Genomic DNA, 19609 nt, shown 5'->3' with positions numbered 1-19609 from the left:
ACGCTACTGACCCGTCAATGGAGTCAGCATGAGGGCACGGATGAACCGACGTTTTCTCACGGTGGCGGCCCCGGCCGCCGCGCTCTCCCTCGTCCTGGCGGCCTGCCAGGGCGGTTCGGGCGACGAGACCTCCGGTCCCGTGCCCACGCTGACCGGTGACTGCGCCAAATACCAGGCGTACGCCGGGCATGCCGGCAAGACCGTCACGATGTTCGCGTCCATCATCAGTCCCGAGTCGGACTCCCTGCAGAAGTCCTGGGCGGAGTTCCAGACCTGCACCGGGATCACCATCTCGTACGAGGGGTCCAACGACTTCGAGTCGCAGTTGCCCGTCCGCGTGACGGGCGGCAACGCGCCCGACCTGGCACCCATCCCGCAGCCGGGCCTGCTCAAGCAGATGGTGCAGGCCGGCAAGGTGGTCAAGCCGCCGGCCCAGACCCTGGCCAACGTGGAGAAGTACTGGGCACCGGGCTGGAAGGCCTACGGCTCGGTGGACGGGACGTTCTACGCCGCCCCGATGAGCTCCAACATGAAGTCGCTCGTGTGGTACTCGCCGAAGTCGTTCGCCGACGGCGGCTACACGGTGCCGACCACCTGGGCCGACCTGATGGCGCTCAGCAACAAGATCGCCACCGACGGCAAGGCGAAGCCGTGGTGCGGCGGCATCAGCTCCGGCACGGCCACGGGCTGGCCCGCCACGGACTGGCTGGAGCAGGTCGTGCTCGGTCAGCACGGCGGCGAGGTCTACGACAAGTGGATCAGCCATGAGGTCAAGTTCGACTCGCCGGAGATCCGCCAGTCGATGCAGACGGTCGCCGACTGGATGCTCAACCCGGCCTGGGTCAACGGTGGATTCGGCGATGTGAAGACGATCGCGACGACCCGCTTCCAGGACGCCGGCAAGCCGATCCTCAGCGGCAAGTGCTACATGCTGCAGCAGGCCTCGTTCTACCGGCCGCAGTGGCCCGCCGGCACCACGATCGGTCCGGACAAGGACGTCTTCGCGTTCTACCTGCCGCCCGTGAACCCGGCGATCAAGACCCCGGTCGTCGGCGGCGGCGAGTTCGTCACCGCGTTCGCCGACCGGCCCGAGGTTCAGGCCGTGCAGACCTACCTGTCGACCCCGGAGTGGGCGAGCAGCCGGGTCAAGGCGGCACCCGGATGGGTGTCGGCCAACAACGGCGTCGACCTCAGCCTCTACACCGACCCGCTGGACGCGCTGTCGGCCAAGACGCTGTCGGACACGAGCGGCACGTTCCGCTTCGACGCCTCCGACCTCATGCCGGCCGCGGTCGGCGCGGGTCAGGAGTGGAAGTCGATGACCGCCTGGTTCGCCGAGGGCCAGAGCATCGACAAGGTGGTCAAGGACATCGACGCGGCCTGGCCGGAGTAGGTCCGGCGGCGCGCATCCGCACACGGTCGTCGCGGTCCGGGTGACCGGGCCGCGACGACCGTCCATCCACCCCAGAGGGGAAGTCGATGATGTCTGACCCGAGCGCGGTGCTCGCGGACTCCACCCTGGTCGACTCGGGATGGAAGCTGTTCCTGGTCGTCCAGGTGCTGGCAGTCTTCCTCGCCGTGCTGCTGTTCGTCTTCTTCGTCGCCGGCCGCGCCACCGGCCGCTTCGAGCGGCCCGTGGCCATTGTGGTGCTGGTCGGCCCGGCGATCGTGCTGCTGCTCGTCGGCCTGGTCGTGCCGGCGATCCGCACCATCTACCTGGGCTTCTCCAACGCCAGCGGGACGAAGCTGCTCGGCTGGAAGAACTACGTCTGGGCGTTCACCACGCCCGGCATCCAGGACATCCTGGTCAACACGCTGCTGTGGATCATCGTAGCGCCGGTCGTCACCACGGCGCTCGGCCTCACACTCGCCCTCCTGGCCGACAAGGTGCGCGGCGAGGCGGCGTACAAGTCTTTGATCTTCATGCCCATGGCGATCTCGTTCGTGGGCGCCAGCATCATCTGGAAGTTCGTCTACGACTACCGGGAGCCCGGCCAGCCGCAGATCGGCCTGCTCAGCCAAATCGTCATGGCGCTGGGCTGGGACAACCCGCCCAACTGGATGCTCGAGCCGACGCTGAACAACTTCCTGCTCATGGTGATCCTCATCTGGGTCCAGACGGGCTTCGCCATGGTGGTGCTGTCGGCGGCGATCAAGGCGATCCCCAGCGACATCATCGAGTCGGCCCGGGTGGACGGAGCGGGCGGCGCCAAGATGCTGTGGCGCATCACCATCCCGATGATCCGCAGCACGGTCGTCGTCGTGCTCACCACCGTGATGATCATTACCTTGAAGATCTTTGACATCGTACGGACGATGACCGGCGGCAACTTCGGCACCCAGGTGCTCGCCAACGAGATGTACTCCCAATCGTTCACGCAGTTCAACGTCGGGCGTGGCAGCGCGCTCGCCGTCATCCTCTTCCTCGCCGTACTGCCGCTGGTCGGCTACAACATCGTGCAGCTGCGGAAGGAGCGTGCGAACCGATGAGTGACGACTCCGCCACGCAGCCGGAGGCGCCCGTCCCGGCGACCTCGCCGTCCGGGGTGCCGCCGGCACCCGTCCTGCCCGAGCCGACCAGGAAGCGCGAGCCCGGGGTGAAGGCCGTGCGGCGGGCGTTCAGCTCGCCGGTCGCGACCATCCTCATCCTCGCGCTCACGGTCGTCTGGACCATCCCGACCGTGGGCCTCGCCATCACCTCCATCCGCCCGGCCGGCGACGCGTCCGACACGGGCTGGTGGACGTGGTTCACCAATCCGACGGTCACTCTCGACAACTACCGCACGGTGCTCGTCGAGGGCGGCTTCGGCGTCAGCGGCGGCTTGTTTCCGTACCTGGTGAACTCCCTCGCCATCACCATCCCGAGCGCGATCCTGCCGCTCGCGTTCGCCTCCATGGCCGCGTACGCCCTGGCCTGGGTGCGGTTCCGGGGCAGCGACACGCTCTTCTTCATCATCTTCGCGCTGCAGGTCGTGCCGCTGCAGATGGCGCTCATCCCGCTGCTGCAACTGTTCTCCGGCGGGGCCCACCTGGGCACCGTGCGGATCCTGCCGGCGCTCGACCTCGGCGGCACGTACTTCCCGGTGTGGATCGCGCACACCATGTTCGCGCTGCCGCTCGCGGTGTTCCTGCTGCACAACTTCATCGCCCAGCTGCCCAACGAGGTGATGGAGGCCGCCCGCGTGGACGGCGCGAGCCACCTGCGCATCTTCCGGTCGATCGTGCTGCCGCTGGCCACCCCGGCGCTGGCGTCGTTCGCCATCTTCCAGTTCCTGTGGGTGTGGAACGACCTGCTGGTCGGGCTCACCTTCGCCGGCGGTACCCCCGAGGTGGCGCCGTTGACCGTGCGGCTCGCGCAGCTGTCGGGCGGTTTCGGCAGCCGGTGGGAGCTGCTCACGGCCGGCGCCTTCGTATCCATCGTGATCCCATTGATCGTGTTCTTCGCGTTGCAGCGCTACTTCGTGCGCGGCCTGCTCGCGGGCGCGGTGAAGGGCTGACGTTTCCGCCCGCGCGGCGGCGGGTAACAGCGGCGGCATGACCATCATGGACACCCCGCCGGTACTGAACCCCGCCGCCGCGCACAACAACAGCCTGCGGGACCTCCTGCAGGGTCTCTACCTGGACACGTGCGCCGCCCACGAGAGCGCGCTCGCCGAGGCCGACGCCATGGCCCGCGTCGGCGGCGTCGACCGCGCCGGGGAGGACGAGGTCGACGCCGGCAGCCGTACGGCCGCCCGCGAGGAGCAGCTCACCCTCGTGGCCAGCCTGTTCGAGCGCCGCGGCCAGCTCGAGTACGCCCTCGCCCGGCTGGACAGCGGTGACTACGGCCGCTGCGAGCACTGCGGCAAGCCGATCCCGGCCGAGCGACTGGAGGTCTACCCGACGGCGACGGCGTGCGTGCGCTGCAAGCAGGCCTTCGAGCGACGCTAGCCCACCGGACCGGGGTCACCGCCGTCTGATCAGGGCCCAGGCGCCCAGGCAGAGCAGCGACGCGCCGACGGCGAGGAAGATCGCCGACTCGATCAGTTGCATGCGCCAGAACCGGTTGTCGGGATGGTAGGACGCGGTAAGGCTGGCGATGTCCTGCCGGCGCAGGCAGTTCTCGATGCTCCGGTCGGCCTCGGTGCACGACGACGGGTCGAAGGCCGTCGCCGTGCCGGCCGCGTCGTAGTACACGGTGCTGAGCCGCCAGGCATCGTCGGGTACGACGCTCCGGCCGCTCCGCGAGCCGATCGCGGCGCCTGCCTCGACGGCACCGTGGGCCCGCGCCGGCTCGACATACGAGGCGCGCAACGTGCCCGCGACGCCGACGAGCAGGACGAGATAGCAGACGATCGTGAGCGCCATGGCCGCCACCGTGTTGCGCCACAGCAGGCCGGCGGTGGCGCCGAGGGCAATGGCCAGCGCGGTGTACGCCATCACGACGAGGCCCTGCGTCTCGAAGCCGGGGGTCATCATGCGCCCGTGCGCGATGACGCTGAACGGGCGCAGGGCCCAGGCGCCGACCAGCCCGAGCACGGCCGTCCCGACGAGCACCGGCACCGCCGCGACCACCAGTTTCGTCGTCCACCACCGCACCCGCCCCACCGACTGGGTGAGCGCGAAGATGTGCGTACCCTGCTCGAACTCGCGGGCGAACAGGGGCGCGCCGGCGAACATCCCGAGCAGCACCGGCAGGCACAGCAGCACCAACGGGAACAGCGACACGTACGCGCGGTACTCACTGCCGAAGGCGCTCAGCGCGGCGGCGTCGCACCGCGCCTCGTCCGCTGTGCGGCAACCCTCGATCCCGTGCGCGCGCAGGTAGGCGACGGCGTCGATACGGAAGTAGACCAGGACCCCGGTCACCGCGAGGATGACCACGAGGGTGAGCAGCAGTTGCAGGCGCTGCTGGCGCCAGGCCACCCAGGTCATGCGGCCGCCACCTCCGCCGCCGCGCGCGTCGGCCGCGTCGGGGACGCGGAGCGCAGGTAGGCCATCGCCAGCTCCTCCAGGTTCGGTTCGATCAGCTCCCAGCCCGTGACGTCCTGCCAGCCGCCGTCCTTGACGAGGACCGTTTCCTGGCGACCGGTGGCGCGTGCCTGGACCACCAACCCGGGCGGCAGACCGTGCCCGCCGGCGCGGCGGGGTCCGATCATGACCCGGTGGCCGGCGATCAGGTCGTCCACGTCGCCCACGAGGTGCACCCGACCGTTGGCCAGCAGCACCAGGTGGTCGCAGACGCCGTCCAGGTCGGCCAGCACGTGCGAGGAGAGCATGACGGTCATCCCGGTCTCGGCCACTTCCGACATCACCGTCTGCATGACCTCTTCACGGGCCAGCGGGTCGAGGTCGGCCAGCGGTTCGTCGAGCATGAGGATCCGGGGGCGACGGCCGAGCGCCACCGCGAGGGCCACGCGCGTGCGCTGTCCGCCGGAGAGCGTGCTGATGCGGGCGTCGGGATCGACATCAGCCTCGTCGACGAGTCGTCGCGCGTACGCGTGATCCCATTCCGTGTTGAGGGCGCGCCCGGCCCGGAGCATCTCCGCGACCGTGAACCGCCGGTACAGCGGTTTGTCCTGGGCGAGAAACGCGAGCTTCCGGTGGGTGCCACGGGTGCCCGGCCGGTTGCCCAGCACGCGGATCTCGCCGTCCGTCGGGCGCAGCAGCCCGGTGGCCAGCGCCATGAGGGTGCTCTTTCCGGCGCCGTTGGGGCCGACGAGCGCGGACACCCGCCCGGCCGGCACGTCGAAGGAGCAGCCCCGCAACGCCCAACCTCGGCGGTACCGCTTGCCGAGGTCGATGGCCGTCATCGCGGCCTCGTGTGATGGTGTCCCCAACGTTATCGGCTCCCTCGTGTCAGTACTGCGTGTCCAGGGCGGCTTTGACCATGGCCTCGACGTCCTCGCGTTCCAGGCCTGCCGTGCGGGCGGCGCGCAGCCACGCGTCCAGGTCGGCGCGCAGCGGGGCGTCGGCTGCCGCGTCCGCGCGGGCCAGCGACCGCCGCACGAAGGTGCCGAGCCCCGGGCGCGGTTCGACCAGTCCCTCCCGTTCGAGTTCCCGGTACGCCTTCAGCACGGTGTTCGGATTGATCGCGGTGGCGGCCACGACCTCTTTGGCGGTCGGCAGCCGGTCGCCGGGCATGAGCAGGCCCAACCGGAGGGCCTGGTTGGTCTGCTGGACCAGCTGCAGATATGTCGCCACTCCGGAGCGGCGGTCGATCCGGAACTCGATCACTCAACACCGTTCCACTAATCAATTAGTGGAATGAATGTGCCTCGTCGGCCACGGCCTGTCAAGACCCAGGACGCGTGGTCGGTCCCATGTGTGCAGGTGACGGCCATGCGTCCGAATGACGCTGCCAACGGGGGGCGCCCATGGGGCACAATCGCCACCGTGGGACCGGGGCCGAGCACGACGCTGGACGACCCGCCCGAGGGCGGCGCGCTGGGCCGGGCGACCGTCGTCGTGGAGCGGGCGCTGCGCGTCTGCGCACCGTACGGACGCGACGACGTCACCGCGCAACTGCGTGCCGCGCGCCGTGCGCTCGCCGAGCCGAACGTGCACGTCGTCGTCGCCGGCGAGTTCAAACAGGGCAAGAGTTCTTTGGTGAACGCGCTGCTGGGGCACGCGGTGTGCCCGGTGGACGACGACGTCTCCACGGCCGTGCCCACGTACGTGCGCCACGCCGCCGAGCCGACCGCGTCGCTCGTGTTCGACGCGGAGGAGTCCGACGGGACCCCGCTGTCGCGCAGCGCGATCGCGCCGACGGACGCCGGGCGCTACGTGGTGGAGGGCGGCGAGGCGGTGCCCGCGCCCGCGGGCGCGCGCCTGGCCGGGGTCGAGATCGGCATCGACCACGACCTGCTCGCCCAGGGCCTGGTGCTGGTCGACACCCCCGGCGTGGGCGGGCTGGGATCGGCACACGCGGCGGCGAGCCTCGCGGCCACGGCCATGGCCGACGCGGTGCTGTTCGTGACGGATGCCTCGCAGGAGCTGACCCGCACGGAGATGGACTTCCTGCGGCAGGCGCGCCAGGCGTGCGACACGGTCGTGTGCGTGCTCACCAAGACCGACTTCTACCCTGCCTGGCGGCGCATCCGCGACATCGACCGGGGCCACCTGGGGCCGGACGTGCCGCTCATCGCGGTCTCCTCGGCGCTGCGCCAGCACGCCGTGCATGCCGGCGACGGGACCGCGTTCGCGGAGTCCGGCTTCGCCGAGCTGGTGGCGTTCGTGGCCGGCCGGGCCGGCGGCACGGCCGCCGACCGGGTCGCGGCAGGCGCGGTCGCGGAGGTCCTGGCCGTCTGTGACCGGCTCGGCGGCGAGCTGCGCACCGAGCGGGCCGCGCTGGCCGACCCGGCCGCCGCGGCCGCGGTGGTCGCCGAGCTGACGGCCGTGAAGCAGCGGGTGGAGGAACTGCGCGGCGCGGCCGCCCGGTGGAGCCAGACGCTCAACGACGGCATCGCCGACCTCACCTCCGATGTCGACCACGACCTGCGCGCGCGCATCCGGGGCGTGACCCAGGAGGCGGACGAGACGATCGACACCATGGACCCGGGCGACGGCTGGCCGCAGATGCAGTCGTGGCTGCACTCGCGGATCTCGCAGGAGATGCTCAGCAACTACGCGCTGCTGCGGACGAAGGCGACCGCGCTGAGCGAGCAGGTGGCCGAGCACTTCCGGCAGGCGTCCGGCGAGGTGCTGGACGAGCTGGCCGTGCGCGACCCGGCGCCGCTGGCGTCGCAGGCCCAGCTGGAGCACAGCCTGGAGCTGGAGAAGATGCGGGTGGGCAAGCAGGCGATGGTCGCGCTGCGCGGCGCGTACGGCGGGATCATCATGTTCACCGTGCTGGGCAGCCTCGCGGGCATCGCGCTCGCCCCGATCTCGCTGGGCATCGGCCTGGTGATGGGCCACAAGGGACTGCGCGACGAGAAGAAGCGCCAGTTGCGCCAGCGGCGCGCGCAGGCCAAGAACGCGGTGCGCCGCTACTGCGACGAGGTGACCTTTGTGGTGGGCAAGGACTCCCGCGACACGCTGCGGCGCATCCAGCGCCAGCTGCGCGACCACTACAGCGGGCTGGCCGAGGAGCTCAACCGCTCCAACGCGCAGGCGCTCGCGGCCGCCGGGGAGGCGGCCAACCGCAGCCGGACCGACCGCGAGCGCCGGCTGGCCGAGATCGACGCGGAGCTGGCCCGCCTGCTCCAGCTGCGCCAGCTGGCCCTGTCGGTGACCAGCCCGTGAGCGCGACGGGAAGCGCCCGGCCGACCGGGCTCGTGGACCGCACCCGCATGGCGCTGGCCCGCGCGGGTCAGGTCTACCACGGCACGGTCACGGCCGCCCGGCTGGACGCCGCCCGCGACCGGCTGGACGAGCCGCTGCGGGTCGCGATCGCCGGACGCGTGAAGTCCGGCAAGTCCACGCTGCTCAACGCGCTCGTGGGGGAGCGGCTCGCGCCCACGGACGCGGGGGAGTGCACCCGCATCGTCACCTGGTACCGGGACGGGCACACGTACCGGGTGACCGCGCGTCCCCGCCGGGGCGACCCGCGCCAGCTGCGCTTCACCCGCGACGACGGCGCCATCGAGGTGGATCTGGCGGACCTGGCCCCCGAGGATGTGGAGGACCTGCAGATCCTCTGGCCGTCGCAGGCGCTGCGCGGCATGACCCTCATCGACACCCCCGGCATCGGCTCGCTGACCGCGCATGTCGCCTCGCGTGCCTGGGAGCTGCTCGTCACCGACGATGAGGAGACGCCGGCCGACGCCGTGCTCTACCTGATGCGTCACCTGCACCACACCGACCTGGAGTTCCTGCACGCCTTCCACGACACGACCGTGTCGCGGCCCAACCCGGTCAACGCGATCGGCATCCTGTCGCGTACCGACGAGATCGCGGTGGGCCGGCTGGACTCGATGGACTCGGCGCGGCGCATCGCGCGCCGGCTGGGTACGGACGCCAACGTGCGCCGGGTGGTGCAGACCGTGGTGCCGGTGGCCGGCCTGCTCGCGGAGACGGCCGTGACCCTGACCGAGGCCGAGGTCGGCCAGTTGCGGCGGGTCGCCGATCTGACACCGGCCGAGGGCGACGAGTTGCTGCTCTCGGCCGACCGGTTCGTGACCCGGCTGCCGCAGCTGGGCGTCACCGAAACGGAGCGGCGGGTGCTGCTGGACCGGTTCGGCCTGTTCGGCCTGCGCCTGTGCGCGCAGCTGCTGCGCACCGGCGTGGCGCCGACGGCCACCGCCCTGGCGCGCGAGCTGGTCGTCCACAGTGGCCTGGCCGAGCTCCGGGAGGTGCTGCGGTCGCTGTTCGACGAGCGCCGTGACGTGCTCAAGAGCCGCTCGGCGCTGCTGGCGCTCGCCGGGCTGGCCCGCGCCGAGCCGCGCCCGGGCAGTGAGGGCGTGCTCGCGGAGGTCGAGGAGATCGTGGCGTCCGCGCACCCGTTCCAGGAGCTGCGGGTGCTCGCCTCGCTGCGCGCGGGCTGGGTGACCGGCAAGGAGCCCGTGCTCGAGGAGCTGGAGCGGCTGATCGGCGGGCGGGGGCAGGCCGTGCACCTGCGACTCGACCAGGGGCCTGACGTCGGCAACCGGACACTCGCCGCGCTCGCCCAGGACGCGTTGACGCGCTGGCAGCGCCGGGCCGAGAACCCGATGACCTCGCATGAGCTGGCACTGGCCGCTCGGGTGGCCGTCCGGTCCTGCGAAGGCATGGTGACCGAGTTGGCGCGCACGGGATAGGGTCACGCACAGTCCCCTCACCGAGCACCCGGAGTCCATGGTGTACGCACTCGGCATCGACCTGGGCACCACCTTCACCGCAGCCGCCGTGTGGCGCGACGGGCGCGCCGAGATCGCGTCGCTGGGCAGTCGCGGCGCGGCCATCCCGTCGGTGGTGCTGCTGCGCGAGGACGAGACGTTCCTCATCGGCGAGACCGCGAACCGGCGCGGCCTGTCGGAGCCGCACCGCGTGGCGCGCGAGTTCAAGCGCCGGCTGGGGGACACTACTCCGATCCTGCTCGGCGGCGTGCCGGTGTCGGCCGAGGCGCTCATGGCGCGGGTGCTGCGCAGCGTCATTGACGAGGTGACCCGTCGCGAGGGCGGCGCGCCGGCCTCGATCACGGTGTCGCACCCGGCCAACTGGGGCCCGTACAAGACGGATCTGCTGCGCCAGGCCGTCCGCATCGCCGGTCTGGAGCAGCCGGTCTCGTACACGACCGAGCCCGAGGCCGCGGCGGTGTTCTACGCGCGCCAGCAGCGCATCGAACCCGGCGCCGTGGTCGCCGTCTACGACCTGGGCGGCGGCACCTTCGACGCGGCCGTGCTGCGCAAGACGCCGACCGGCTTCGAGATCCTCGGCCAGCCCGAGGGCATCGAGCGCCTCGGCGGCATCGACTTCGACGCGGCCGTCTTCGGTCACGTGCGCCGCGCCATCGGCGACGCGATCGACCAGCTCGACGAGGACGACCCGGCCGCCATCGCGGGCGTCGCGCGGCTGCGTGACGAGGTCACGGAGGCGAAGGAGGCGCTGTCGTCGGACACGGATGTCTCCATCCCGGTGCTGCTGCCCAACCTGGCCACCGAGGTGCGGCTGACCCGCGCCGAACTGGAGGCGATGGTCCGCCCGGCGCTCTACGACTCGATCGAGGCGCTGCGCCGGGCGCTGCGGTCGGCGGGCGTGACCCCCGAGCAGCTGCACTCCGTGCTGCTCGTGGGCGGCTCCTCGCGGATGCCGATCGTGGCGCAGCTCGTCGGCGCGGAGCTCGGCCGTCCCGTGGCCGTGGACGCCCACCCCAAGCACGCGGTCGCGCTCGGCGCGGCCGGCCTGGCGGCGATGGCCCTCGGCGGCGCGGCCGGCGCCGCTGCCGTCGGTGGTGGCGCCGCGTCGCCGGCCGCCGACGCCCCGGCGGGCGCTCCGACGCTCGCGATTCCCGTTCCACCCCCGGGCGGTACGCCCGTCGGCGCGCAGCCGACCCCGACCGTACTCCACGTGGCCGGCCCGCCCACCGTGGCCGACGGTGGCCAGACGCCGCCCGGCCACGGTGGCCAGCCGCCGGTCTCGGCGGGCCCGCCCACGGTCCCCGCGGGGTACCCGGGCGCGCCGGGCGGCTACCCGGGTGCGGCGGGCGGTCCGCCGACGATGGCGGCCGGCTTCCCCGGCCCGGCCGGGCCGGGCGCGGGCGGGCCGGGCGGCGGCCAGGCCGGCCGCTCGCGGCTGCCGATCCTCGCGGCGGCGGCGGCCGTACTGGTCCTGCTGCTCGGCGGCGGCACCGCGTACGTCCTGGCCAACATGAAGGACACCCCCGGCGGTGGGGACGGCACGTCGAGCACCCTGGCGACGACCGCGCCCGCGATCGTCACCTCGGCGGCCGCGCCGCCGACCTCGCAGGCCGTCCCGCCGACGACCGCCGGGCCCCCGTCGGAGACGCCGACCGCGACCCGGCCCGCCGACGAGCAGTGCACCGACGAGATCAAGGCGAACCCGCGCTGGGTGTGCATCACCGATGTGACGTTCAACGGCAGGCAGCTGGTCATCAGGTACGACGCCGACTGGGGCGGCTCGACGCCCAACAAGCGCGGCGGCTACCACGTGCACTTCTACAACAGCGACGGCACGGAGCCGGCCGCGGACGTCATGGGCACGCAGGCCGACGACCGGGGCAGCTGGTACATCGAGGACCAGAACCCGTCGCGGATCAGCACGTCGGACTCGGAGTTCAAGAGCCTGAACAACCTCAAGCTGCCGAAGATCTGCGCGCGCATCGCCCAGGCCAACCACAATCTCGTGGCGGACGATCACACGGAACACTTCCGTACGGGCAACTGCTGGCCGGTCCGCCGGATCTGAGGCGCACCGGGATTCACCCGTTCGACCATGTGCGAGAGATCATTTTTCGGACATCCGTCGACCTCGTGGCGATGTCCTCGCAGGTGACCCCCGTACCGGGGTCTATGCGGCGGCGCCAAGCTCCTCTTGTCATGATTCGTGGAGGTGAAACCGGCTCGCGTGACCGGCATGATGAGGTCTCGTACCGGCGTGGGGAGGCTTACCATGGCGGGAGATATCTATATCTCCGCGGGTTCGATCAGCGCGGACCTCGTCGACGCGGGGTACGAGAGCTGGGCGCTACAGATCGATGAGGTCATCGTGGTGGCCGAGTCGACATCGGACGTGGTGCACGGGTTGCACGACACCCTGGGCCGGCTGCTGGCCGAGGAGGCGGAGCTGCCGGAGCCGCTGCGGGTCCGCGTGGACCTCCTGCGCGAGTCGCTGGCCGCGTCGCTCTAGGCCGTACCCCGACGCTTTACCCCGGCGGGGGCGGCGTGCCAGTCTGTTGGGACCCACAACTAATTCCCACGACGCACGGTTCGGGAGCGCGACAGTGAGACTGGTACGGCTGGGCGACGCCGGTGCGGAGCGACCCGCGGTGCTCGCTGAGGACGGGCGGCTGTTCGACCTGGGCGGCATCACGCGGGACGTGGACGGCGCCTTTCTCGCCGGCGGCGGGTTGGCCCGCGCGGCAGCCGCCCTGGCGGCGGGCGAACTGCCCGAGCTCGACGGACGCGGCCTGCGCGTCGGGGCCCCCATCGCCCGGCCCGGCAAGGTCGTCTGCATCGGCCTGAACTACGCCGACCACGCGGCCGAGTCCGGCGCCGCGACCCCGGCCGAGCCGGTCGTTTTCATGAAGGCCCCGAACACCGTGGTCGGCCCGGACGACGTCGTGCTCGTGCCGCGCGCGAGCACCCGCACGGACTACGAGGTCGAGCTCGCGGTCGTCATCGGGGCGACGGCCCGCTATCTGGCCGACCCGGGGCAGGCGCGCGCCGTCATCGCCGGGTACGCGATCTCCAACGACGTGAGCGAGCGGGAGTTCCAGCTGGACCGGGGCGGTCAGTGGGACAAGGGCAAGTCGTGCGAGACCTTCAACCCGCTGGGGCCGTGGCTGGTCACCGCCGACGAGGTCGCCGACCCGCAGGACCTGGGCCTGCGGCTGTGGGTCAACGGCGAGCCGCGCCAGGACGGCAGCACCAAGAACATGATCTTCGACGTCGCGCATGTCGTGTGGTACCTGAGCCAGTTCATGGTCCTCGAGCCCGGCGACCTCATCAACACGGGCACCCCGGCGGGCGTGGCACTGGGCGGCAGGTACCCGTACCTGGTCGAGGGTGACGTCATGGAGCTGGAGATCGACGGGCTCGGCCGCCAGCGCCAGGAAGTCGGCCAGGCGTGAGCGAACTCGCCGGGCTCGTCGCGGCGGTGACCGGCGGCGCGTCCGGGATCGGGCTCGCCACCGCGCGGCTGCTCGCCGCGCGCGGCGCCCGGGTGGCCGTGCTCGACCTCAGCACGGACGTCGGGGTGGCCGGCGTCCTCGCGGTGGCCTGTGACGTCACCGACGACGCGTCCGCGCGGGCCGCCATCGGGGCCGTGGTCGACCGGTTCGGCCGGCTGGACATCCTGGTCAACAACGCCGGCATCGGCGCGCAGGGGACCGTGGCCGACAACCCGGACGACGAGTGGTCGCGCGTCCTCGACGTGAATGTCGTGGGCATCGCCCGGGTCAGCCGGGCCGCCCTGCCGCACCTGCGCCGGTCCCCGGCCGCCGCGATCGTCAACATGTGCTCGATCGCCGCCACGGCCGGCCTGCCGCAGCGCGCCCTCTACTCCGCCTCCAAGGGCGCCGTGCTGGCGCTGACCCGAGCCATGGCCGCCGACCACGTCCGCGAGGGCATCCGCGTCAACTGCGTGACCCCCGGCACGGTCGACACCCCCTGGGTGGCGCGGCTGCTCGCGGCGGCCGACGACCCGGACGCCGAACGGGCCGCACTCGCCGCCCGCCAGCCCACCGGCCGGCTCGTCACCGCCGAGGAGGTCGCCGCCGCGGTGGCGTACCTGGCCAGCCCGCTCACGGGCGCCGTCACGGGCGTTGCCCTCGCTGTCGACGGCGGCATGGACGCGCTGCGCACGCGCCCGGCGGCCGCGTCGTGACCGCCCCGCGGTGGGCGGGCGTACGCGCCGGGCGGCTGGCGCTCGGCACGGCCCCGCTCGCCGGCCTGTACGAGCCGGTCAGCGACGCCGTGGCGGCCGCGACGCTGAGCGCCGCCTGGGACGGCGGGGTGCGCCTGTTCGACACCGCCCCGCACTACGGCGCGGGGCTCGCCGAGCGCCGGCTGGGGGAGTTCCTGCGCGGGCTGCCCCGCGACGACTACACCGTGGTGACGAAGGTCGGCCGGCTGCTCGTGCCCGGCCGGGCCGCCCACGACGAGGAGGGCTTCGTCGGCGCGCCGCGCGATGTCGTGCGGGTGCGCGACTACAGCGCCGACGGGGTGCGCCGGTCGCTGGCGGAGAGCCTGGAGCGCCTCGGCCTCGACCGGGTCGACGTGGCGCTCATCCACGACCCGGACGAGCACTGGGCCGAGGCCGTCGGCGCGGCGTACCCGGCGCTGGCCGGGCTGCGGGACGAGGGCGTCGTGCGCGCCATCGGCGCGGGCATGAACCAGTCGGCCATGCTGACGCGGTTCGTCCGGGAGACCGACATCGACGTCGTGCTCGTCGCCGGGCGGTACACCCTGCTCGACCGGGAGGCCGCCGCCGACCTGCTGCCGGCGTGCGGTCAGCGCGGCGTGGGCGTGCTCGTGGGCGGCGCGTTCAACAGCGGCATCCTCGCCGACCCCAGGCCGGGGGCGCGCTACAACTACGCGCCCGCGGACCCGGCCGTGCTCGCCCGGGCGCGCGCGATGCAACGCCTCTGCGCCGCGTACGGGGTGCCGCTCGCGGCCGCCGCCGTGCAGTTCCCGCTGCGCCACCCGGCCGTCAGCGCGGTCGTGGCGGGCATGCGCGGCGCCGGCGAGGTCCGCGAGGACCTCGCCCTGCTGGAGACCCCGATATCCGCAGAACTCTGGACCGCGCTGGAGGACCTGTGAGCGGCAGGGTCGACGCGCACCACCACGTGTGGGACTTCGGCGTGCGCGACCACCCGTGGATCGACCCCGACTCGATGGCGGCCATCCACCGCGACTTCGCGTTGGCCGACCTGGCCCCGGTCGCCGCGGCGGCTGGCGTGACCGCGACCGTGCTCGTGCAGACCGTCCCGCTCGCGGCGGAGACCCCGGAGTTCCTGGCGCTCGCGGCCGATGGGGACGGGCTGGTCGCCGGGGTGGTGGGATGGGTGGACCTCACCGCGCCGGATGTCGCCGACGCGCTCGCCGCGCTGCGGGCCGCGCCGGGCGGCGAGCGGCTCGTCGGCATCCGGCACCCCGTGCAGAGCGAGCCGGACCCCGGGTGGCTGGCCCGCCCGGACGTGCGCCGGGGCCTGGCCGCCGTCGCGGACGCGGGCCTGGTCTACGACCTGCTCGTGCGGCACCATCAGCTGCCCGCCGCCACCGAGGCGGTGCGCGCCCTGCCGGAACTGAGGTTCGTCCTCGACCACCTGGGCAAACCGCCGGTCGCGGCCGGCGGCCTCGCCCCCTGGGCCGACGACCTGCGCGCGCTCGCCGCGTGCCCGAACGTCGCCGCCAAGCTGTCCGGCCTGGTCACCGAGGATGACTGGGCCCACTGGACGGTCGAGCGCCTGCGCCCGTACGCCGACGTGGCGATCGACGCGTTCGGCCCCGACCGGCTCATGTTCGGCTCCGACTGGCCGGTGTGCCTGCTCGCCGCCAGCTACGCCGACTGGGTGGCGGCCGCCGACGAACTCACGAGCGCGTTCACCCCGACGCAACGCGCCGCCTTCCGGTCCGCCACCGCCCGCCACTGGTACAACCTCCCCTGACGGGATACCCGCCCACCGCCCCGCGCCCCAGCCGGCGTTTGGGCGATTCCGCGCCTTAACCCGGCCGGGGATTACGCGCGGAATCGTCCAAACGTCCGCCGGGGCAGGAAGGGGCGGCGGGCGGATGGGGTCAGGTGGGTAGGGGGAGGGTGGGGAAGCGGGAGCGCAGGGCCGCGAGGGTCGGCATGGCCGTGGCCGCGCCGGGGGTCTCGCAGACCAGGGCGCCGACCGACGTGGCGAACGCGACGTGTGACCGCCAGCCGGACGCGTCGCCCGGCAGGCCGGCCCTGGCCAGGGCGAACAGCAGGCCGGCCATGGTCGCGTCGCCCGCTCCGGTGGTGTCGATGGCGCGCACGCGCGGCGCGGGTACCCGTACCACCGTGGTGTCGTGCGCGACCAGCGCGCCGGCCGCGCCCAGGGTGACCACGACGGTGGCCGCGCCGACCGCGCGCAGGTGCGCCGCCGCCGCGTCCGGGTCGAGGTCGAACAGTTCCCGGGCGTCCGGCTCGCTGAGCTTGACCAGGTGGGCGGTCGCCGCGAACTCCTCGACGGTGGCGCGCAGGGCGGCCGGGTCGGGGGTGAGGCGGGGGCGCACGTTGGGGTCGAGGGTGCGCAGGGGTCCGGGGACGGACCAGGCCGCGCGGGCGGCGGCCAGCGGGCCCGGCTGCAGCAACGCGATTGATCCACAATAGAGCGTACGGGCGGTGGCGAGCGACCGGCGGTCGACGTCGTCAGGACCGATCGCGGCGTAGGACGGCGGCTGCCCGTAGAACCGGAAGTCGGGCTCGGCCCCGGTGAAGCTGGCCAGCGCGAGGGTGGTCGGGGCCGGGCTGGCCGGGCAGCCGGCGGTGTCCACCCCGGCGGCGTCGAGCAGCGCGCGGATGCGCCGGCCCAGTTCGTCCGTGGCGAGCGCGCCGAGGAAGACCGCGCGGCCGCCGAGGCGGGCGACGCCCACGGCGACGTTGAGCGGCGCGCCGCCGACGACCGGCCGGAAGACCGTGTTTGTCGGGCCGCTGGCCAGGGCAGTCTGTGGGCCTGAATCCGGGGTTTCGAGGAGATCCATGAGCGCTTCGCCGAGCACCACCGCGTCGGGGGATCCGTCCGTCGTGTCCACGCCGACAGCCTCGCACGCGCCCGGCGCGACGATGGGGGTCGAGGAGGAGTTCCACATCGTCGATCTGGAGACCGGGCAGCTGCGCGCCAGCGCCCGGGCGCTGCTCGACTCGCGCGCCGACGTGGAGCCCGAGCTGCACCGGACGATGATCGAGACGGGTACGGAGGTGCACCACAGCCTCGACGAGCTGCGCGCCGACCTGATCGCGCGGCGGGCCCGCCTGGTCACGGCCGCCGAAGGGCTGGGACTGGGCGTGGCCGCCAGCGGTACGGTGCCGGGCTCGGGGGCGTCCGTGGCCCGGGTCTTCCCGAAGGCCCGCTACCAGTGGATCCATGAGGAGTACCAGCAGCTCGTCGCCGAGCAGCAGGTGTGCGCCTGCCAGGTGCAGGTCGGCGTGCCCGACCGGGACCTCGCGGTGCGCGTGGCGCGGCGGGTGCGCGGCTGGCTGCCGACGCTGCTGGCGATGTCGGCCAGCTCGCCGACGTTCCGCGGCGGGGACACCGGCTACGCGTCCTACCGTACGGTGGCGATCTCCCGGTGGCCCACGGTCGGGCCGCCGCCGGACGTGCGCTCCGCGCGGGAGTACGACCGGTTGATCGGGTCGCTGGTCGACACCGGCGTGATCAAGGACGCCGGCATGATCTATTACGACGCGCGGCCGTCGGCGCGCTACCCGACCGTGGAGATCCGCATCGCGGACGGCTGTCCGGACCTGGATGATGTGGTGCTGCTCGCCGGTCTGAGCCGGGCGCTGGTCGCCACGGCCGCGGCCGACGAGGAGGCGCCCGAGGCGCCCGTGGAGCTGGTGCGGGCCGCCACCTGGCGGGCGGCGCGCTCCGGGCTGGAGGAGGATCTCGTCGATCCGTTCGCGTCGCGGGCCGTGCCGGCCGGTGAGCTGGTCGACGCGCTGCTGGAGCACGTACGGCCGGAGCTGAGCGCGCGTGGCGAGTGGCCGACCGTGCGCGAGCTGGCCGACCGGCTCCTGGCGCGGGGCACCTCCGCCGAGCGGCAGCGGGAGCTGCTCGCCGCGGGCGCGAGCGACGCCGACCTGGTCGCGGACCTGGTGGCGGTCACCGCCGGCCGGACGTGACCGGGCTGGCCAGGCGCTGTCCACATTGGCGGCTACCGGTGATCTTAGGTAGTTTGGTACCTTGGTCGGGCCAATTCCTGACCGATCGGATGACCCGAATCCGCTCGATACGCACCAGACTGCTGGGGTGCGTGGGGGTATTGGGTTTCTGAGCCGCGTTCAGCGGCGTTGGATGTGGATCGGCTTCACCGTTCTGGCGGCGTACGCGCCTTTCGCGGCGCGCGTCACCCAGGATGCGTCCTGGCTGTTCAGCGTGGTGATCGCGGGCATGCTCGCGGTCGTGCTGGTGGCCGACGACGCTGAGTCCCGGCGGGTGACCCGCAAGGTTCCGCCGCCTACGGACCTCTGATCGACGCCGGCGGCCGGTCACCTGGGCAGTGACCCGGCCGCGGGCGTCGACCTGCCGTTCAGGCCGGCACGGCCGCGGCGGTCCGTGACTGTGTGAGCACCTCGTTGGCCGTGCGCCGGCCGGACACGAGCGCGCCCTGGATCGAGCTGGTGTCGCGGTGGTCGCCGCATACGTACAGGTCCGGCTGGAACCGCACCCGCCGACGCGTCGCGTGCGGGGCCGGCATCGCGGGCAGCGCCCGTTCGATCGGGTACGCCCGGATCATGTCCCACCGCGCGGTCGTGGTGCCGTAGATAGCCGACAGTCGCGCCCGCACCCGCCGGATCAGGTCCCGGGTCGGCTCGTGCGCGCCGAGGATGGACGCCGCGACCAGCGCCCGGCCCGGCGGGGCGTACTCCGGGGCGACATTGCTCAGCACGACCGTGCTGCGGACCGTGCCGGGGTCGTCCGCGTCGAGCAGGATCAGGCCGTCGTCGCGGGGCGGCTCGGCCGCCGCGAAGTAGAACGTCGTCACGCCGCGCCACGTGGGCTCCGGTACGCCCGGCACGAGCCGCGCCGCCGTGGTGCCGTCCGTGGCCACGATCACCGCGCGGGCGGGTACGCGTTCGCCGTCGTGCAGGCGTACGCCCTCGGGGTGGACCTCGACCACCGCGCGGCCGCACTCCACCTCGAGGTCCGGCATCGACGCGGCCAGCTGGCGACCGATCGCGGCCATGCCGGCCGCCGGGACGGCCGCGCCGCCGCGCAAAAACGAACGCCAGATGAGGTGCGCCACGTTCGCCGAGCTGGTGAGGTCGGCATCCAGCAGGACGGCCGACAGGAAGGGCCGCGCGACGCGCTCGATGACCCGCCGCGAGAGCCCGGCGTCGGTCAGCTCCGCCAGGACGCTGCGGTCGGGCCGGTGGGCGATGCCGGTGGCCGAGCCGACCATGTCGCGCGCCGCGATGCTCGCCAGCAGCACGGTGTCCATGATGGACAGGACCCGTGAGCGCAGCACACCGAGCGAGCGCAGGTCCGGCCGCAGGTGCTCGACGCGGCCGTTGGTGAGCACGCCGACGCCCCGGGGGAAGGGCCGCAGGTCCAGCGACGCCAGGTCGCACTCCCGGGCGAACGCCGGGTACGCCGGGCAGACGGTCTGAAAGCCGCGATCGAGCCGGAAGCCGTCCACGACGTCGGTGCGTACCCGCCCGCCCACGTCGTCGGCGGCCTCGAAGACGCGTACCCGCCGGCCGCGGTCGTGCAGCCGTCGCGCCGCGACGAGCCCGGCCAACCCCGCGCCGACCACCACGGCGTCCAGGCGCTCGGTCATAG

General features: G+C 73.0%; 19 protein-coding genes. 14 read left to right on the top strand and 5 right to left on the bottom strand.

Annotation, left to right across the window (positions count from 1 at the left end):
- Positions 1-28 precede the first annotated feature (28 nt).
- From ABD191_RS19660 to ABD191_RS19645, 4 genes are all read left to right on the top strand, one after another.
- A complete protein-coding gene (locus ABD191_RS19660; RefSeq protein WP_344083917.1) occupies positions 29-1393 on the top strand; it encodes an ABC transporter substrate-binding protein in 1365 nt (454 codons plus the stop codon).
- A gap of 89 nt (positions 1394-1482) precedes the next feature.
- On the top strand, positions 1483-2490 hold the full coding sequence (locus tag ABD191_RS19655; protein WP_344083914.1) for a carbohydrate ABC transporter permease: 1008 nt from the start codon (positions 1483-1485) through the stop codon (positions 2488-2490).
- Positions 2487-3497: a carbohydrate ABC transporter permease gene (locus ABD191_RS19650; RefSeq protein WP_344083911.1), complete on the top strand. Its 1011-nt coding sequence runs from the start codon at positions 2487-2489 to the stop codon at positions 3495-3497. The genes ABD191_RS19655 and ABD191_RS19650 overlap by 4 nt, the downstream gene beginning before the upstream one ends.
- Positions 3498-3534: 37 nt before the next feature.
- Positions 3535-3930 (top strand): TraR/DksA family transcriptional regulator, encoded by a 396-nt coding sequence (locus ABD191_RS19645; protein ID WP_344083908.1) that lies wholly within the window; start codon positions 3535-3537, stop codon positions 3928-3930.
- Positions 3931-3945: 15 nt separating this feature from the next.
- Here the strand turns inward: ABD191_RS19645 and ABD191_RS19640 are convergent, their stop codons facing one another.
- Genes ABD191_RS19640 through ABD191_RS19630 form a run of 3 tightly spaced genes read right to left on the bottom strand, consistent with a single transcriptional unit; the run spans position 3946 to position 6216 of the window.
- Entirely contained in the window at positions 3946-4914 is a 969-nt protein-coding gene (locus ABD191_RS19640; RefSeq protein WP_344083906.1) for a hypothetical protein, read from the bottom strand.
- Positions 4911-5792, bottom strand: coding sequence for an ABC transporter ATP-binding protein (locus tag ABD191_RS19635; protein WP_344083903.1), 882 nt, complete (start codon positions 5790-5792; stop codon positions 4911-4913). The genes ABD191_RS19640 and ABD191_RS19635 overlap by 4 nt, the downstream gene beginning before the upstream one ends.
- 46 nt (positions 5793-5838) lie before the next feature.
- Positions 5839-6216, bottom strand: a complete 378-nt coding sequence (locus ABD191_RS19630; protein WP_344083900.1) for a GntR family transcriptional regulator — start codon at positions 6214-6216, stop codon at positions 5839-5841.
- 159 nt (positions 6217-6375) lie between these two features.
- On the opposite strand from ABD191_RS19630, the gene ABD191_RS19625 reads away from it, so the two are divergent.
- The 8 genes from ABD191_RS19625 to ABD191_RS19590 all read left to right on the top strand — a co-directional run bounded on the left by ABD191_RS19625 (position 6376) and on the right by ABD191_RS19590 (position 15745).
- The gene (locus tag ABD191_RS19625; protein ID WP_425560775.1) at positions 6376-8223 is read left to right on the top strand and encodes a dynamin family protein; all 1848 of its coding nucleotides are present in this window, start codon (positions 6376-6378) and stop codon (positions 8221-8223) included.
- A gap of 47 nt (positions 8224-8270) precedes the next feature.
- Entirely contained in the window at positions 8271-9716 is a 1446-nt protein-coding gene (locus tag ABD191_RS19620) for a dynamin family protein (RefSeq protein ID WP_344084122.1), read from the top strand.
- 37 nt (positions 9717-9753) lie between these two features.
- On the top strand, positions 9754-11823 hold the full coding sequence (locus ABD191_RS19615; RefSeq protein ID WP_344083897.1) for an Hsp70 family protein: 2070 nt from the start codon (positions 9754-9756) through the stop codon (positions 11821-11823).
- 204 nt (positions 11824-12027) lie between these two features.
- Entirely contained in the window at positions 12028-12264 is a 237-nt protein-coding gene (locus tag ABD191_RS19610) for a hypothetical protein (protein ID WP_344083894.1), read from the top strand.
- 94 nt (positions 12265-12358) lie between these two features.
- Positions 12359-13207 (top strand): fumarylacetoacetate hydrolase family protein, encoded by an 849-nt coding sequence (locus tag ABD191_RS19605; RefSeq protein WP_344083891.1) that lies wholly within the window; start codon positions 12359-12361, stop codon positions 13205-13207.
- Positions 13204-13962: an SDR family NAD(P)-dependent oxidoreductase gene (locus ABD191_RS19600; RefSeq protein ID WP_344083889.1), complete on the top strand. Its 759-nt coding sequence runs from the start codon at positions 13204-13206 to the stop codon at positions 13960-13962. Before ABD191_RS19605 ends, ABD191_RS19600 begins: the two co-directional genes overlap by 4 nt.
- Positions 13959-14897, top strand: a complete 939-nt coding sequence (locus ABD191_RS19595; RefSeq protein ID WP_344083887.1) for an aldo/keto reductase — start codon at positions 13959-13961, stop codon at positions 14895-14897. Before ABD191_RS19600 ends, ABD191_RS19595 begins: the two co-directional genes overlap by 4 nt.
- Complete coding sequence (locus tag ABD191_RS19590; RefSeq protein ID WP_344083884.1) at positions 14894-15745, top strand: amidohydrolase family protein; 852 nt, start codon at positions 14894-14896, stop codon at positions 15743-15745. The genes ABD191_RS19595 and ABD191_RS19590 overlap by 4 nt, the downstream gene beginning before the upstream one ends.
- A gap of 130 nt (positions 15746-15875) precedes the next feature.
- On the opposite strand, the gene ABD191_RS19585 is transcribed toward ABD191_RS19590, so the two are convergent.
- Entirely contained in the window at positions 15876-16859 is a 984-nt protein-coding gene (locus tag ABD191_RS19585) for a carbohydrate kinase family protein (RefSeq protein WP_344083881.1), read from the bottom strand.
- Here ABD191_RS19585 and ABD191_RS19580 point away from each other — a divergent pair.
- On the top strand, positions 16852-17949 hold the full coding sequence (locus tag ABD191_RS19580; protein ID WP_344083879.1) for a carboxylate-amine ligase: 1098 nt from the start codon (positions 16852-16854) through the stop codon (positions 17947-17949). The genes ABD191_RS19585 and ABD191_RS19580 overlap by 8 nt on opposite strands.
- 172 nt (positions 17950-18121) lie before the next feature.
- On the top strand, positions 18122-18298 hold the full coding sequence (locus tag ABD191_RS19575) for a hypothetical protein (RefSeq protein ID WP_344083876.1): 177 nt from the start codon (positions 18122-18124) through the stop codon (positions 18296-18298).
- Between the two features lie 58 nt (positions 18299-18356).
- On the opposite strand, the gene ABD191_RS19570 is transcribed toward ABD191_RS19575, so the two are convergent.
- Positions 18357-19607, bottom strand: a complete 1251-nt coding sequence (locus ABD191_RS19570; RefSeq protein WP_344083874.1) for a protoporphyrinogen/coproporphyrinogen oxidase — start codon at positions 19605-19607, stop codon at positions 18357-18359.
- Positions 19608-19609: the final 2 nt, after the last annotated feature.

Source organism: Luedemannella helvata (assembly GCF_039528415.1).
GTDB classification, from domain to species: domain Bacteria; phylum Actinomycetota; class Actinomycetes; order Mycobacteriales; family Micromonosporaceae; genus Luedemannella; species Luedemannella helvata.
This window is presented reverse-complemented; position numbering and strand designations above follow the sequence as displayed.